The sequence below is a fragment of the Luedemannella flava genome, from assembly GCF_039528515.1.
GTDB classification, from domain to species: Bacteria; Actinomycetota; Actinomycetes; order Mycobacteriales; family Micromonosporaceae; genus Luedemannella; species Luedemannella flava.
Map to the genome: position 1 here is coordinate 1 of NZ_BAAALT010000041.1, position 15,204 is coordinate 15,204.

Consider the following 15,204-nt stretch of genomic DNA (forward strand, 5'->3'; position numbering starts at 1 on the left):
CAGCGCGGTGCGGGCGCCCGCGGTCAGCGCGGTGCGCGCCGCGCCGGCGCTCGGCGCGGCCGTCGACGGTCCGCCGCACAGGTGGCCCGCGAGGGACCTGGCGACCCGGATCGGGTCGGTGTTCCAGGACCCGGAGCACCAGTTCGTCACCTCGAAGGTGCGCGACGAGCTGGCGCTGGGCCCCCGCCGCGGCGGACGGCCGGCCGCCGAGGTCGACGCCGTGGTGGCGGAGCTGCTGGAGTCGCTGCGGCTGAGCCGGCTGGCCGAGGCCAACCCCTACACGCTGTCGGGCGGCGAACAGCGGCGGCTGAGCGTGGCGACGGCGCTGGCCACCGCGCCGCGCGTACTCGTCCTGGATGAACCCACCTTCGGCCAGGACCGGCGGACCTGGCGTGAGCTGGTCGAGCTGTTGGCCCGGCTGCGCGACGACGGCCGTGCCGTCGTCGCCGTCACCCACGACCTGGACATCGTCGCGGCCCTGGCCGACGACCACCTGGAGCTGGCAGCCGGAACGGTGACCCCGTGAGCACGCGAACCATCGGACATGTGCGGGTCAGTGCGACCACACCGCACATGTGTAGGCGCGTTGCTGAACCCACGTGGAACTACTGCCGCAACCGCGTTTTCGGCGGGATGTGCCCGCGGCGGGGTGTCGGCCTGAGCGGCGCGCCGATCGAGGTGACGGCGTGAGGTTCGCCCCGCCCGTCGCCGACCCGACCGCGCCCTTGGCGCGGCGGAACCCGACCGCGAAGCTGGCGGCGGCCGCGCTGCTGACGCTCGCCCTGGTGGTGTCGCTCGACCCGGTCGCCCCAGCCGTCGCGCTCGCCGTGGAGCTGGCGGTGCTGCCGCTGTTCGGGCTGCGGTTCCGGGTGCTGGCGGCGCGGTTCTGGCCGCTGTTCGCGGCGGCCGGTGGGGCGGCACTGACCTATGTGGTCTTCGGGCAGCGCACCGGCGCGACGCTGATCTCGCTGGGGCCGTGGGTGCTGACGACGGGCATGCTCCTGAGCGCGGCGAGCCTGGTGCTGCGGGTGTTCGCGCTGGCCCTGCCGAGCATCGCGGTGTTCGCCAGCACGGACCCGACCGACCTGGCCGACTCGCTGGTGCAGAATGCCAGGGTACCGGCGCGGTTCGCGCTCGGCGCGCTCGCGGCGCTGCGGCTGCTGCCGTTGCTGGGCAACGACTGGGAGATGCTGACCATGGCGCGGCGGGCGCGCGGCATCGACGCGGGCGCCAACCCGCTCGCGCGGGCGCGCCTGTTCGCGTCGATGACGTTCGCGATGCTGGTGCACGCGATCCGGCGCGGCACCCAGCTGGCGACCGCGATGGACGCGCGCGGGTTCGACTCGGGGCTGCCCCGCAGCTACGCCCGCGAGCAGCGGTTCACCGGCGCCGACGCGCTGCTCGTCGCCGGCGCGGTGGCGGTCGGGGCGCTGGCGGTGACCGCGGCGGTGCTCACCGGCACGTTCAACCCCGTGTTCCGCTGACTGGTCTACAACGACTACGCCATCGAGGCGTTCGACCGCGAGGACGCGTCCGACAAGACGCTGTTCGTCTACAACATGGTCAAGCGGCTGCGCGCAACCAGCTGACCGACGCCGCGCGCCAGGCGGCGCGGACCCGCCGGCAGCCGGACGGCATGCTCCGGACACCGTGGGTTGCCGTCGAGGTGGTCGCCATGGGCGTCGTGGCGTGCGGGTGCGCGTACGCCGGTGGGGTTCTGTTTGATCTTCCGGTCTGGCTGACCGTGCTCGTGGTGTGGATCGGACAGGTGGCGTTGTCCGCCGTCCTCTACCTTGTCCTGCGACGTTGTGACGAGTGGCTGTGGGCCAGAGCGCTGCCACCGGACTGGCCGGGCCGCCTCGACATTTCTGACCTGGTCGCTCGCGAGGACGTCGGCGCGCTGCTCGTCAGGGCGCGTGGCATGATCGGCCGGCTCGCGGTCGAGCGGTTCAGTCGGGTGGCGGTCCCGATCCGCACGGGCGGGCAGGCCCGATGGGTGGGCGAACGGGATGTCTTCCTGACGCACCTGCACAATGCCGACGCGCATCTGTGCGGGACCGTCTGGCTCTGGGCGCGGTTCGGCCGGGACGTGGCCGAGTGACCGGGACAATGCCCTCGTGGGAGTTCGCCGCCCGGGTGCGCGAGGCGGCCGTGGACGCCGACCGCGCCGTCTGGACGGCACAGGTCCGCGCCTGGCGGCAGGCCCCGTCCGGGAACGAAGGGCTCACGGTCGCGTGCCAACAGACGGCGTTCGCGCTACGGTCCGCGGCCGACCTGCTCGACCCACCGAACATGACCACGTACACGTCAACCACCACCCGGCTGGTCGCGGTGTTGTCCAATGTCGTGATCCTCGCCGGGGTGACCATCCTCGCGCTGGTCCTGTCGGGTTCCACCCTGGTGTTCGGCGTGGCCGCGTACGTCACCGCGGTGGCCGCCGCCTTCGCGACGTACCACCGCCGGCTCAGGCGACGCGGCCCACGCGACCTCGACCACGCCGAGCCGTCCGCCGCCGACATCGCGGCTGGACTGGGTACGGAGATCGCCGCGCTGTGCGACGCGTTGCGACTGGTGGACAGCCCTCGGCACGCCGAGGTACTGACCGCTCTCGAACAGGCCGCCGAATGGGCCGGGCGGGCCGTCCGACGAGCCGGGTCGTGATCGCGGTCGCATGGCGCCATAGTGGACATCCGAACTATCCTTTCCGGATGCGCAACTATCTTCGTGAGTCGATATTGCGCGACGCCGGGGCGGGCGTGGCGACGCCGGGCGTAGCCCAGCTCCTGGCGCTCGCCGAGCGTGGCGCGGTCGCGGTGCGGTGGCTGCCGGACAAGCAGCGCGTCGAGGTGGTCAGCCGGCCGGCGGGCCACGCGCTGACCGCTACGGACCGCGACTTCCTGAGCCGGATCTTCGAACCCGGGCCGACCCGCGAACTGAACCCCCACACGCTCCACACCGTGCTGCCGGAAGTCGTGCGGGCCGAACGCCACCGGGTCGTTGCCGACGGGCTCGGCCGCCGCCCGCTGCGGTGGCTCGCGTGGATCCTCTACGCCGTGTCGACGGTGAGCACGCTTGCCCTCGCGTACATGTTCTTCAAGGCCGTGGGCGGCGACAATGGCGGCGGCTCCGTCGGCGCCCTCGTGGCCGGGGTTGTGGTGGTGCCCCTGCTGTGGGTGGCCAGCGCGTGGGCCTCCGGCCTGATGCGGCCGACCAGGGCGGGCCGGGCGTGGCTCGCCGCGATCACGCCGGCCGACGAGCCGTCGCTGTCCGAACTGGTCGGCACCGGCGCGAGCCTCGCAACCTGGTCAGGGTTGACCGCCGCGACCCCGCCACCCTGGCTCAGCGGGCTGGCCTGGCAACCTGGCGGAGACAACCTCAATGCTGTGATGTCCACAGTGCTCTCGATTCGAAAGTCGATGCTCGCGCCGCGGGCGCCCTCCGGCGGCGGTGGCGGTGGTGGTGGTGGGCCGTGAGCCACAGCCCACCTGGCCCCGCGGCGTCTCTTTGATCATGCTCAGGCGAAGTGGTCCAGTGGGCCGTGGCCGGAGCCCAGGGACCAGGACGCGCCGGCCGTGACCGCCCGCAGGACGTAGGCCTTCGCGGACTCGACGGCCGCCATCGTCGGCAGGCCCTTGGCCAGGCCGGCGGCCACCGCCGAGGCGAACGTGCAGCCCGTGCCGTGGTTGTTGGGAGTGTCCACGCGGGGCGCGCGCAGCTCGTGGATCGTGGTGCCGTCCCAGACCACGTCCACGGCCTCCGATGACGCGTCGCGGACGGCGTGGCCGCCCTTCACGACCACTACCGAAGGGCCCAGCGCACCGAGCGCGACAGCCGCCTCACGCTGCTCCGCCAAGGTGCCGATCGAGCCCTGGAGCAGGACCTCGGCCTCGATGAGGTTCGGCGTCACCACGGCGGCCCGCGGCAGCAGCTCCGCCACGTAGAGGCGCTCGGCCTCCGGCTCCAGCAGGCGGTCGCCGCTGGACGCGACCATCACCGGGTCGACCACGAGCCTGGGCAGCCGGCCGGCGGCGGCGAGCTTGGCGACCGCGTGCACGATCTCCGCGGTGGCCAGCATCCCCGTCTTGGTCGCGGCCACCGGCAGGTCCTCGAGTACGGCCTCCACCTGGGCCACCACGAAGTCGGCCGGCACGGCGTGCACGCCCCGGACGCCGACCGTGTTCTGCGCGGTGAGCGCGGTGATGGCGCTCGTGCCGAACACGCCATGGGCGGCGAAGGTCTTCAGGTCGGCCTGGATGCCGGCGCCGCCGCCGGAGTCCGAGCCGGCGATCGTCAACGCGACCGGTGGGTTCACGACGGTACCTCCGCTAGGGCCGCCAGGTAGGCGGTGACGACGGACGGGTCACGCATCGCGGGACCCATGACAGCGACGCCGTACGCGCCGGCGCGCAGACAGTCACCCACGTGCTCGGGCAGCACGCCGCCCAGCCCGAAGACGGGCACCGACCCGCACAGCGCGGCGAGCGCGGCCGGGCCCAGCGCCGGGCCGTAGCCGGGCTTGGACGCCGTGGGATACACCGGGGAGACCGTGACGTAGTCGCAGCCCTCGGCCGCGGCCCGGGCGACCTCGACCGCGTCGTGGCAGGACCGGCCGACCAGCGCCGGGCGCGGGTCGGGAAGCGCGTCGCTGACCGCGAGGTGCACGCCGTCGGCCGGCCAGCCGGGATCGCCGGGCACGGCAGCGCCGCTGGGCAAGGCAGAGCCGGACGAGCCGCTGGGCACGACAGAGCCGGCCGGGCCGCCGGCCACGATCAGCGTGCCGCCGACCGGGGCGAGGAGCGCGGCGAGGTCGGCCGGCAGCGCGCGCCGCCGGGCGTACTCCTCGGACTTCTCGCGGAGCACGACGGCGCGCACGCCGCGGTCGACGGCCTCAGCCACGACGGACGTCAGCGGCCGCGCCGCCTGGGTGGCGTCCGTGAGGAGGAGCAGGCGGGGCAGCATTACAGCTCGGGGAAGCCGGCGATCTGGGTGGACGCCTCGGCGTGCCAGCGGCGCGGGATGCGGCCGGCGCGGAACGCGGCGCGGCCCGCCCGGATCGCGTCGCGCATGGCGACCGCCATCAGCTCGGGATCCCGCGCCCGGGTCACGGCGCTCGCGAGCAGCACCGCGTCGCAGCCCAGCTCCATGGCGAGCGCGGCGTCCGAGGCCGTGCCGACGCCCGCGTCGAGGATCACCGGAACCTGCACGGCCTCGCGGATGAGCGCGATGTTGTGCGGGTTGCGGATGCCCAGGCCGCTGCCGATCGGCGAGCCGAGCGGCATGACCGCCGCGCAGCCGATGTCCGCGAGCCGGCGCGCGGTGATCGGGTCGTCGTTCGTGTACGGCAGGACGGTGAAGCCGTCGGCGACCAGGCGCTCGGCCGCGTCGAGCAGCTCCACCGGGTCGGGCAGCAGGGTGTGCTCGTCGCCGATGACCTCGAGCTTGACCCAGTTCGTCTCGAACGCCTCGCGGGCCAGCTTCGCCGTGAGCACCGCCTCGCGGGAGGTCATGCAGCCGGCCGTGTTCGGCAGCAGCCTGACCTTGCGGCGCTCGACGACCTCCAGCAGCGGCGCGCCCGCCGACGCCTCGACGCGGCGCAGCGCGATCGTCACCAGCTGGGTCGCCGACCCCACAATGGCCTTCTCCAGGACCTCGAGACTGGGTACGCCGCCGGTGCCGAGCAGCAGGCGGGAGTCGAAGCTCTCCCCCGCGATGACCAGGGTGTCGTCCACGGTCAGCCGCCCGCCACCGGCGCGAGGACCTCGATGCGGTCCCCTTCGGACAGTGCCGTGGTGTCCCACTCGCCGCGCGGCACCACCTCGCTGTTGCGCGCCACGGCGACGCGCCGCTGCTCTTCCGTGCGCGCGCGGACCAGGTCCCCCACCGACCAGCCGTCGGTGACGTCGGCCGGCGTGCCGTTGATGACAATGTTCATGACCGCTCCCTGAACCGGTCCAGCCCGAACCCCCGCGCCGCCTCGGGCAACGTGCCGTCGGCGACCAGGTCGGCGATGGCCTCGCCCGTGACGGGCGCGAGGAGTACGCCGTTGCGATAGTGGCCCGTCGCCAGGACGAGGCCCTTGAGGTCGCACTCCCCCAGCAGTGGCGCGTTGTCGGGGGTGCCGGGGCGGAACCGGACCAGCGTCTCGACGAGCTCCAGCTCGGTGACGCCGGGGACGACCTCGATGGCGTCGCGGAGCAGCTCGTACACGCCGCCGGCGGTGACCGAGCGGTCGAAGCCCTTCTCCTCCGCGGTCGCGCCGATGATGAGCTGGTCGTCGCGCAGCGGCACCAGGTAGACCTGACGGCCCCGCACCAGCGCCCGGACCGTGCCGTCGAGCAGCCCCGCGGCCAGGCGCAGCCTTAGTATCTGACCCTTCACCGGGCGGACAGGCAGGTCGGGGACGCCGGGCAGGGAGGCGCTCCAGGCGCCCAGGGCGAGCACCACCGTGCCGGCGGTGAGCGTCGTCCCGTCGGCCAGCCGCACACCCGTGGCCCGGCCGCCGGCCGTGACCAGCGCCTCGATCCCGGTCGTGACCAGCGTCGCGCCGGCCCTGCGGGCCGCGTGGGCGAGCGCGTCGCGCAGCGCCCGGGCGTCGACCGAGTGATCCGACGGGATGCTCACCGCGCCGCGCAGGCGGGTGGTCAGCGAGGGCTCTCGTCTGCGGGCCTCACCCGGCGTGAGCCGCTCGGCCGGCAGGCCCAGCTCCAGGTGGAAGGCGTGCAGCTCGTCCAACGCCCGGATATCGTCGGCGTCGAAGCCGACCTGCAGCGTGCCGGCCGTACGCAGGCCGACGTCCAGTCCGGTGGCGTCGCGCAGCTCCGCGACGAAGGCCGGGTACCGCTTCAGTGAGGCCCGGGCCAGGCCGAGCAGGCGCTCCTCGCCGTAGGACGCCTCGGCCACCGGGGCGAGCATGCCGGCGGCGGCCTGGCCGGCGCCCTGCGTCGGATCGGGGTCGACGACGGTGACCCGCAGGCCCTTCTGGGCGCAGCGCCAGGCCACGGACATGCCGATCAGCCCACCGCCGGCCACCACCACGTCGCTGGTCACGGGGTCACCGCCACAAGCAGCTGTTTCGTCGCTTCCTGCGGGTCGACCGCGTCGGAGATGGCCCCAACGACGGCAACGCCATATGCCCCCGCCGCCATAAGCTCCGGGACGCGATCGACCGTTATGCCGCCGATGGCGATCACAGGAACGCGGACGGCTCCCGCCACCGCTCCGATCATGGTGGGGCCGATCGGGTCGGGCAGGCCGTCCTTGGTCCGCGTGGCGAAGGCGGGGCCGACGCCCAGGTAGTCGGCGCCTTCCTGAACAAGTCGGGCGGCGAGCCCCGGCTCGCGGGCGGTGCCGCCGATCAGATGGCCGGGGCCCGCGACCCGTCGCACCGCCTCGATCGGCAGGTCCGTCGCGCCCAGGTGGGTGCCGTGCGCGCCGATGGCCACGGCGATGTCCACCCGGTCGTTCACGATGCACAGCGCCTGGTACTCGGCGCAGAGCGCCATGAGGCGGCGGCCGAGCTCGTACACGTCGCGGTCGGTGGCGCCCTTGACGCGCAACTGCGCCACCGGTGCGCCGGCCGCGAGCGCCGCGCCGGTCACGGCGAGCGCGTCGCGGCCGGCCCGGGCGTCAGTGAGGACGTGCAGGCGACCCAGCGCGGCGGCGGTCACGACCGCGCCTCGCCAGCCGGATCCGCTTCGCGGGCCGCGTCCGCCGCACGGGGTGCGGGCACCGCCACCTCCCCGCGTCGGGCGCGGACGATCGTCGGCAGGCAGACCAGGGCGGTCACGAGCGCGGCCACCGCGAGGCTCACCAGCGACGCCGACCAGCCGTTCGCCGGGTCGATGCCCAGGTCGGCCTGCCGGGCCGACCACCAGGCCGTCCAGCCCGCGCCGGTGCCGGCGAAGTACGTGGGCAGGGTCAGCTGGTACGCCACGAACCCGGCGGCCCACGGCAGGAGCAGCAGCGGCCGGGCCGGGGCCGTGTCGGAGGTGTCCCAGGTGCCGCGCGGCACCAGGAAGTAGGCCACCACGAACACGCCGACGAGCGGCACGAAAACGGCACCGATGAGGAACAGGAACGGCTCGTACGCCGCGATGTCGAAGGTGAACGCGAGCACCGTCGCGACGGCGCCGACCGCGAGCGCGAGGAGCCGGCGGTCCAGCCGCGCGGACAGGTTCTGCGCGGAGACGGCCGTCGAGTACACGTTGGCGAACGCCTCGTCGACCTCGACGAAGATCAGCACGAGCAACGCCACGAAACCCCACTGCAGGGCCAGCAGCGCGCCGATCACGTCGAAGCCCGAGGCCCCGTACGCGGCCAGCGCCAGCGCGCCCAACGTGAAGAAGGCGATGGTCGCCGCGCCGTACCCGACGGCGGTGCCGACGAACGCCGGGCGGCCGCCGCGCACGTGCCGGGTGTAGTCCGCCGCCAGCGGGAACCAGGACACCGGCAGCGCGATGACGATGTCGGCGGCGGTCCAGAACGACGAGGCGCCGGCCTCGGTGAACGCCGGCAGCGGGTTCGAGAGCACCTCCCAGAAGAGGTAGACGACGCTCGCCAGGGCGGCCCACACGGCGTAGCGGGCCAGCACCCGCACCGCGCCGAGCGGGCGCAGCGCCATGAGCGTGGCCAGCACGCCCGCGCCGAGTATGAACGGCCAGCGGGGCGCGTCCAGCACGCGGGAGGCGGCCTCGGCGATGATGACGATCTCGAACGTCGCCCAGCCGATGCACTGCACGATGTTGAGGATCGTCGGCAGGTAGGACGCGTGCCGGCCGAGCAGGCCGCGCAGCAGCACCATCGCCGGGGCGCCCTCCCGCGCGCCGGCCGCGGCGCCGAGACCGAGCAGGACGGCGCCGATCACGGCGCCGACCACGATCGCCCAGAAGGTCTGCCCGAACGGTCGTCCCGGCAGGATCACGTACGCGGCGGCGACCGGCAGCAGCAGGCTGATGCCCAGGTTGCCCCAGAGGCCGAGGGTGTCCCGCAGTCCGAGCAGCTTCGGTGCCGGCTCGGACAGGGTGCGGGGCACGTCGATGTCGAGGGTGGCAGGGGTGGCCATTATCAAATCTCCCTACGCCGGCATTACCCGGTCAGGTTCCAGCGGTCGGCGGCAGATTCGTCCGCCCTCTCAGCCCCGTCACCCCGGAGCTCCCGTTCACAACATCGTCACTGTACGCCAGCGCGCCCGGGATTCGCGTTGTGGCGCCATAGCCGTGGAATGCGGGCCCGGATTCCACGGCTATGACGCCATAAGCCGGCCGGCTAGCCCGCGACGGCGGCGGCGGGGGCGACGCGGCTGGCGCGCATGGCGGGGTAGATGCCCGCGATCACGCCGATCGCCATCGTGGCCGCCAGGCCGCCGAGTGACGCCCAGGCCGGGACGACGGCCGGCCACCCCCGGTTCAGGGCGTACGCGGCCGTGACGGCCACGCCGACGACGACGCCGCCGGCACCGCCCAGGGCGGAGAGCAGCAACGACTCCGTCAGGAACTGGAGGCGCACGTGCCGTCGCGTCGCGCCCAGGGCCCGGCGCAGGCCGATCTCCGAACGCCGCTCCAGCACCGAGATGACCATCGTGTTCGCCACCCCGATGCCGCCCACCAGCAGCGCCACCCCGCCCAGCCCGAGCAGCAGCGAGGCCAGAGCCGCGTCGGTCGCCTGCTTGGCGGCCAGCGCGTCGGACGGGCGGGAGACCGCCACCTCGTTCGGCGCGCCGGGGTTCGCGGTGCGGCCGAGCACCGCCCGCACGGCGCCCAGGTCGGCCTCGACCGTCCGGACGTACACCGTGGTGGGGTGACCGTCGAAGCGGGCGAACCCCCGCGCGGCCGGCCAACCCACGAACGCCGCGCTGTCCAGTTGGGGCGCCAGCTCGATCGGGTTGAGCACGCCCACCACGGCGTACCAGCGGCCCGCGAGCCAGACGCGCACGCCGGGGCCGCGGATGTCGAGGCGCTGGCTGGCGCGGGCGCCGAGGACCACCGCCGGGTAGTTCGCCGTGGCCGCGGTCAGCCAGCTGCCTTTCGCCACGGTGAAGCGCAGCGTGGCGGGCAGGTCGCGGTCGACCGCCAGGACGTCGACGCTGCTGGTCTCGCCGGCCGGCACGTGATCGTTGCGGTAGACGTGCGCGTCGAGCAGCGCCGTCGCGGCGACCGACTCGACCGGCCCGATCCGGGCGATCATCGCCACGGACTCCTCGGGCAGCGTGGCGGTGCCGCCCTGCACCGTGCTGCCGGGCGCGACGGTCAGCAGGTTCGTGCCGAGGCGACTCAGGGCCCGGTCGAGCTCCGCGTGGCTGGACGCCGAGATGCCCACCACGGCGATCATCGCCCCGATGCCGATGGCGATACCCAGAGCGGAGAGTACGACCCGCAGCGGCCTCGTCCGCAGGCCGGCGGCGCCGAGCCGCGCGATGTCGCCGGGCCGCAGCCGGATGTTCCGCCTGCTCACGCCGTCACCTCCGCCGCGCTCACCGCGTCGACCACGATCCGGCCGTCCTTGATCTCGATGCGTCGGGGCAGCCGCGACGCGATGCCCAGGTCGTGGGTGATGACCACCACGGCCGTGCCGGCCGCGTTCAGGTCGCCGAGCAGGTCGAGGACGCCCTCGCCGGCGACCGAGTCGAGGTTGCCGGTGGGCTCGTCGGCCAGCAGCAGCACCGGCTCCCCGAGCACCGCCCGGGCGATGGCGACCCGCTGGCGCTCCCCGCCGGACAGCTGCGCTGGCACGTGGTCGACGCGCCCGGCCAGGCCCACCCGGGCCAGGGCGGCGGCCGCGCGCTCCCGCCGCTCCCGGCGCGGCACCCCGGCATAGAGCAGGCCGTCGGCCACGTTGTCCAGCGCCGGTACGCCGGCCGTCAGGTGGAACTGCTGGAACACGAAGCCGATCGTGGTGGCCCGCAGCGCGGACAGCCGGCGGTCGGACAGGTCGGCGATCTCCTCCCCGGCCACCCGGACCCGGCCCCCGGTGGGCCGGTCGAGCGTGCCGAGCAGGTTCAGCAGCGTCGACTTGCCGGAGCCGGACGGCCCGACGATCGCCGCGAACTCGCCGCGGCCGATCGTGAGGTCCACGCCCCGCACCGCGGCCACCCCGCCGGGGTAGACCTTGGTGACTCCGGCCAGTTCGGCCGCCGGGGTCACGTCGGCATCCTGACGACGGCCCCCGGCGCGATCCCCGGGCCGGAGACCTCCACCCGCCCGTCGGCGAACATCCCCGCCCGTACCGCCACGATCCGCGTCGCGCCGCCCTCGACCAGCTCCAGGCCGTACCCGCCCTCGGCGAGGGCCAGCAGCGCCGAGACCGGAACGCTGAGCACGTCGGACCGGGTGCGGGCCGCGTAGCGGACCGTCAGCCCGGACGTGGCGCCCGCGAGCGCCTTCTGGTCGGGGACCGTCACGGCGATCCGGGCCCCCGCCGCCCCGGCCTCCCCCTCGGCGGCCGGAGCGGCGGCGCCGGTGCCGGCGGCGGCGACGCGGCCGGGCACGGTCGCGCCGTCGGGCAGGACCACGGTGACCGCCACCCCGGGCTCCGCCCAGCCGGCGTCCGCCGCGTCGGCGGTGGCCACCACGACCTTCGCCGTACCCGTGACGGACAGCGCGTCGGCCGGTGCCGCCGCGCCCACGCGGACCGACTGGGCAGCGACCCGCACAGCGCCGGCGACGTAGACGACGGCGGTCGCGTCGACCGTACCCGTCTCGGGCACCCCCAGGTCGCGCTGCCAGCTACGGACGATCTCGGCGGTACTCGCCGAGAACATGTCGTCGACGGCGAACCCGGTGTACCCGAGCGCGTCGAGGTTGCGTTCGAGCTGCGCGACGTCCGTGCCCCGCGTCCCCACGGTCAGGGCCCGGTAGGCGGGCACAGTGCCGTAAAGCAGCACGACCGGCTTCTCGTCCACGCGGGCCACGGGCTGCCCGCGGCGCACGGTCGCGCCGGCCGCGGGGAGCCAGGTGAACGTCCCCGTGGCCTTGACGGTCAGCGGTCGCGCCTCGCCGAACCCGACGGAGGCGTCCAGGGTCACGTAGTCGACCAGGTCGCCCCGGGTCACCTCGACCGTCGCGGCCGGGGTCGGCGCGGCGACGGGTGACTGGCCGCCCGAACGGCCGAAGCCGACCGCCGCGACCGTGCCGGCCGCCGCCACCACGCCGACGACGCCGCCGACCAGCCACGCGCGTCGCCTCATCAGCCCTGCCCCGGGCCGGGATCGGTCGGCGCGCCGATGATCGGCCCGCACGTCCGGCCGGCCCGCTGCGCACCCTCGGACGTCTGGTCCCACGGGAGGGGCTCGCCCTCGGCGTCCTCGGGGAACCAGCCGTCCGGCCCCGGGTCGGGGAAGTCGGGGGCCCCGTTGGCGCGCATGCACTTCGCGTACTCGCGGGCCGTCTCGATCTCCTCGGCCGTGCGCACGGGCTTCTCCCGCAGCTCCTTGGGCACCGGGGGCAGCAGCGCGGAGCACTTCTTCTGCGCGGCGGCGAACTTCGGATCCGCCTTGAGGATGCGCAGGTCGCCCTCGAAGGTGAACCGTCCCTTGCCGTCCGGGTCCGTCACCTTCAGGCCCTCTTTGCGGACGCAGGCCACGAACTCCCGGACCGACTCGACGTACTCCGTGACGACGTCGGACGCCGCGCCGGTGGCCGGCGCGGCGCCACCGGTCCGCGCCGAGGCGACGCCGGACCGCTCCGGGTCGCCACCGCAGCCGGCCAGCAGCAACAGGCTTCCGAGCACCGACGGCACCGCATGGATCAATCTCATGCCGGCGACCGTAGGGGGGCGGTCATGAAGAAGTGATGAAGAACTCCTGCGATGCTCGTGGGCTGTGTGACAGCGGGTCGCGCCGGCGCCGGACGCCTCCTACCGTTGGCCGCATGGTGGCGAAGGTGCTGGTCGCGGAGGACGACCCGAAGCAGGCGAACCTGCTGCGTGTCTACCTGGAGCGCGAGGGCCACAGCGTGCAGGTCGTCGGCGACGGCCGGGCGGCGCTGGACCGGTGCCGCGCGTACCGGCCCGACCTCGTGGTGCTCGATGTGATGATGCCGCTCGTCGACGGGCTGGACGTGTGCCGCATCCTGCGCTCCGAGTCCGACGTGCCGATCCTGCTGGTCACGGCCCGCTCGACGGAGGACGACCTGCTGCTCGGCCTCGACATCGGGGCGGACGACTACCTCACCAAACCGTACAGCCCGCGCGAGCTGACGGCCCGGGTCCGCGCGCTGCTGCGGCGTTCGGGGCGGCTGCCGCAGGACGACGCGGTGGTGCTGCTCGTCGGCGGCCTACGCATCGATACGGGGCGTTTCCAGGTACGCGTCGACGACCGGCCGGTCGAGTTGACCGCCAAGGAGTTCGGCATCCTGCAGGTGCTCGCCGCGGAGCCCGGCCGGGTCTTCACCCGTACCCAGATCATCGACAAGGCGTTCGGTTTCGACCGGTACGTCGAGGAACGCACCGTGGACGCCCACGTGATGAACCTGCGCCGCAAGGTGGAGGCCGACCCCGCCCACCCCCGCTACGTGCAGACCGTGTACGGCCGCGGCTACCGGATGTGCGACGAGTGAGTTTCCGCGTCAGGGTGGTACTCATGATCATATTTTTGGTGGCGACCTCGACGGCCGCGACCGCCTGGCTCACCGTGCGCCAGGCCAATGAGCAGCTCACGAAGAGCAGCCCCGCGGACCCGGACGACGTCGCGGCGGCCGTCGCCGAACTCGCCGGGTACGGGCGCGCGCACGGCACCTGGCACGGCGTCGACGCGACGGTGCGGGCCCTGTCCGACCGGCTCGGGCAGCGGCTGCGGCTGGTGACCGCGACGGGCACCCTGCTCGTCGACACGGACCTGCTCGGGGGCGGCGTCGCGCGCCCGGTGACGGGCGAGGCGGCCGTGGTCGACCCCCGGCCGCCGATGCCGGCCTTCACCGCCTGGACCGGCGAGACCCGCGCCCAGCTCGGCGCCGAGATCGTGACCGGGTACATGCTGGGCTGGCCACGGGCGGCCTGCCTGACGCGGCTGGGCGTGCCGGTGCGCCTGACGCACCCGAAGCTGGAGCTGCCGGTCTTCGAGCCGGTCGGCGACCAGAAGCGCCACCCGGAGTGCGACCGGACCACCGCGAACGACAAGATCGCCATGCAGGCCGTGTACGCGCAGACCGGCCTGTGTGCGGAGCGCGGCGACCAGGACATCGACTGCCTGCAGCTGATCTTCACCCGGGAGATCGACCGGGCCGCCCCGGAGGAGACGCGGCTCTTCGTCGGAGCGGTCGACGCGACCCCGCGCACGATCCCCAACGGGTCGATCGCGCTGGCCGCCGGGGCGGTGATGCTGGCCGCGGCGCTCACCGCGCTGCTCATCGGCCGCCGCGTGACGCGTCCGATCAGCGCCCTCACCGTCGCGGCGCGCCGGCTCGGCTCCGGCGACCTCGCCAACCGGGTGCCCGTCACGGGCCGCGACGAGATCGCCGACCTGGCGCGCGAGTTCAACCGGATGGCGGCCTCCCTCGCCGACAGCGAGGAACGCGAGCGCCGCCTCATCGCGGACATCGCCCACGAGCTGCGTACCCCCCTGGCCAACCTGCGCGGCTACCTGGAGGCGCTGGCCGACGGCGTGCTGCGCCCCGACCCGGAGCTGTTCGCCTCGCTGCACGAGGAGGCCCTGCTCCAGCAGCGGATCGTCGACGACCTGCAGGACCTGGCGCTCGCCGAGGCCGGCGCGCTGGCCTACCACCGCACGACCGTGGACCTCGCCGAGCTGGTCGAGGTGTGCCGCACGGCGCACGCGGCCGTCGCCGAGGCGGCCGGCGTGACCCTGACGGCGGACGCGCCCGTGCCGGTCGACGTGGTCGCGGACCCCGACCGGTTGCGCCAGGTGCTGGGCAACCTGATCCGCAACGCGGTCGCCGCGACCCCGCCCGGCGGGCGCGTGACGCTCTCGGTGGGAGACGGGCCGATCATCCGGGTGGCCGACACAGGGCGGGGCATCGTCGCCGACGACCTGCCGCACATGTTCGATCGGCTGTGGCGGGCCGACCGGGCGCGCAGCAACGCCGACCGGTCACAGGGCGGCAGCGGGCTGGGGCTGGCGATCGCCCGGCGGATCGTCACCGACCACGGCGGCACGATCGAGGTAACGAGCGCGGTCGGCGTGGGCACGACGGTGAAGGTCGCCCTCCCGCGCGCGGAAGTCTGAACCGGGCTGGTACCCATACATACCAGCGC

The 15,204-nt window shown here is 74.3% G+C and carries 18 protein-coding genes; 7 read left to right on the plus strand and 11 right to left on the minus strand.

All coding sequences use genetic code 11. The annotated features are described in order from the left end of the window. The 5 genes from ABD211_RS08685 to ABD211_RS08705 form a co-directional block, all read left to right on the plus strand. The coding region (locus ABD211_RS08685) for an ABC transporter ATP-binding protein (RefSeq protein WP_344128147.1) at positions 1-526 on the plus strand (526 nt) is incomplete at its 5' end. Positions 527-686: 160 nt separating this feature from the next. Next, on the plus strand, positions 687-1,484 hold the full coding sequence (locus ABD211_RS08690) for an energy-coupling factor transporter transmembrane component T family protein (protein WP_344128149.1): 798 nt from the start codon (positions 687-689) through the stop codon (positions 1,482-1,484). Between the two features lie 152 nt (positions 1,485-1,636). Further along, positions 1,637-2,101 carry a hypothetical protein gene (locus tag ABD211_RS08695; protein WP_344128151.1) on the plus strand — a complete coding sequence of 155 codons (465 nt, stop codon included), beginning with the start codon at positions 1,637-1,639 and terminating at the stop codon, positions 2,099-2,101. Further along, complete coding sequence (locus tag ABD211_RS08700) at positions 2,098-2,661, plus strand: hypothetical protein (RefSeq protein WP_344128153.1); 564 nt, start codon at positions 2,098-2,100, stop codon at positions 2,659-2,661. The genes ABD211_RS08695 and ABD211_RS08700 overlap by 4 nt, the downstream gene beginning before the upstream one ends. 47 nt (positions 2,662-2,708) lie before the next feature. Further along, positions 2,709-3,473, plus strand: a complete 765-nt coding sequence (locus tag ABD211_RS08705; RefSeq protein WP_344128155.1) for a hypothetical protein — start codon at positions 2,709-2,711, stop codon at positions 3,471-3,473. Between the two features lie 41 nt (positions 3,474-3,514). On the opposite strand, the gene thiD is transcribed toward ABD211_RS08705, so the two are convergent. The 11 genes from thiD to ABD211_RS08760 form a co-directional block, all read right to left on the minus strand. After that, on the minus strand, positions 3,515-4,312 hold the full coding sequence (gene thiD / locus ABD211_RS08710; protein ID WP_344128157.1) for a bifunctional hydroxymethylpyrimidine kinase/phosphomethylpyrimidine kinase: 798 nt from the start codon (positions 4,310-4,312) through the stop codon (positions 3,515-3,517). After that, positions 4,309-4,959: a thiamine phosphate synthase gene (locus ABD211_RS08715; protein WP_344128159.1), complete on the minus strand. Its 651-nt coding sequence runs from the start codon at positions 4,957-4,959 to the stop codon at positions 4,309-4,311. Before ABD211_RS08715 ends, thiD begins: the two co-directional genes overlap by 4 nt. Further along, positions 4,959-5,729, minus strand: a complete 771-nt coding sequence (locus ABD211_RS08720) for a thiazole synthase (RefSeq protein WP_344128161.1) — start codon at positions 5,727-5,729, stop codon at positions 4,959-4,961. The genes ABD211_RS08715 and ABD211_RS08720 overlap by 1 nt, the downstream gene beginning before the upstream one ends. Positions 5,730-5,731: 2 nt before the next feature. Next, entirely contained in the window at positions 5,732-5,932 is a 201-nt protein-coding gene (gene thiS / locus ABD211_RS08725) for a sulfur carrier protein ThiS (protein ID WP_344128163.1), read from the minus strand. Beyond that, the gene (thiO, locus tag ABD211_RS08730) at positions 5,929-7,047 is read right to left on the minus strand and encodes a glycine oxidase ThiO (protein WP_344128165.1); all 1,119 of its coding nucleotides are present in this window, start codon (positions 7,045-7,047) and stop codon (positions 5,929-5,931) included. The genes thiS and thiO overlap by 4 nt, the downstream gene beginning before the upstream one ends. Further along, positions 7,044-7,667, minus strand: a complete 624-nt coding sequence (gene thiE / locus ABD211_RS08735) for a thiamine phosphate synthase (protein WP_344128167.1) — start codon at positions 7,665-7,667, stop codon at positions 7,044-7,046. Before thiE ends, thiO begins: the two co-directional genes overlap by 4 nt. After that, the gene (locus tag ABD211_RS08740) at positions 7,664-9,061 is read right to left on the minus strand and encodes a purine-cytosine permease family protein (RefSeq protein ID WP_344128169.1); all 1,398 of its coding nucleotides are present in this window, start codon (positions 9,059-9,061) and stop codon (positions 7,664-7,666) included. The genes thiE and ABD211_RS08740 overlap by 4 nt, the downstream gene beginning before the upstream one ends. 203 nt (positions 9,062-9,264) lie before the next feature. Beyond that, positions 9,265-10,449 carry an ABC transporter permease gene (locus ABD211_RS08745; protein ID WP_344128171.1) on the minus strand — a complete coding sequence of 395 codons (1,185 nt, stop codon included), beginning with the start codon at positions 10,447-10,449 and terminating at the stop codon, positions 9,265-9,267. Next, positions 10,446-11,138 (minus strand): ABC transporter ATP-binding protein, encoded by a 693-nt coding sequence (locus ABD211_RS08750; RefSeq protein ID WP_344128173.1) that lies wholly within the window; start codon positions 11,136-11,138, stop codon positions 10,446-10,448. Before ABD211_RS08750 ends, ABD211_RS08745 begins: the two co-directional genes overlap by 4 nt. Then, on the minus strand, positions 11,135-12,181 hold the full coding sequence (locus ABD211_RS08755) for a peptidoglycan-binding protein (RefSeq protein ID WP_344128175.1): 1,047 nt from the start codon (positions 12,179-12,181) through the stop codon (positions 11,135-11,137). Before ABD211_RS08755 ends, ABD211_RS08750 begins: the two co-directional genes overlap by 4 nt. After that, complete coding sequence (locus tag ABD211_RS08760) at positions 12,181-12,750, minus strand: hypothetical protein (protein ID WP_344128177.1); 570 nt, start codon at positions 12,748-12,750, stop codon at positions 12,181-12,183. Before ABD211_RS08760 ends, ABD211_RS08755 begins: the two co-directional genes overlap by 1 nt. Positions 12,751-12,863: 113 nt before the next feature. On the opposite strand from ABD211_RS08760, the gene ABD211_RS08765 reads away from it, so the two are divergent. Continuing rightward, positions 12,864-13,550 carry a response regulator transcription factor gene (locus ABD211_RS08765; RefSeq protein ID WP_344128179.1) on the plus strand — a complete coding sequence of 229 codons (687 nt, stop codon included), beginning with the start codon at positions 12,864-12,866 and terminating at the stop codon, positions 13,548-13,550. Between the two features lie 23 nt (positions 13,551-13,573). Next, positions 13,574-15,175, plus strand: coding sequence for a sensor histidine kinase (locus ABD211_RS08770; protein ID WP_344128180.1), 1,602 nt, complete (start codon positions 13,574-13,576; stop codon positions 15,173-15,175). The last annotated feature ends 29 nt before the right edge of the window (positions 15,176-15,204 follow it).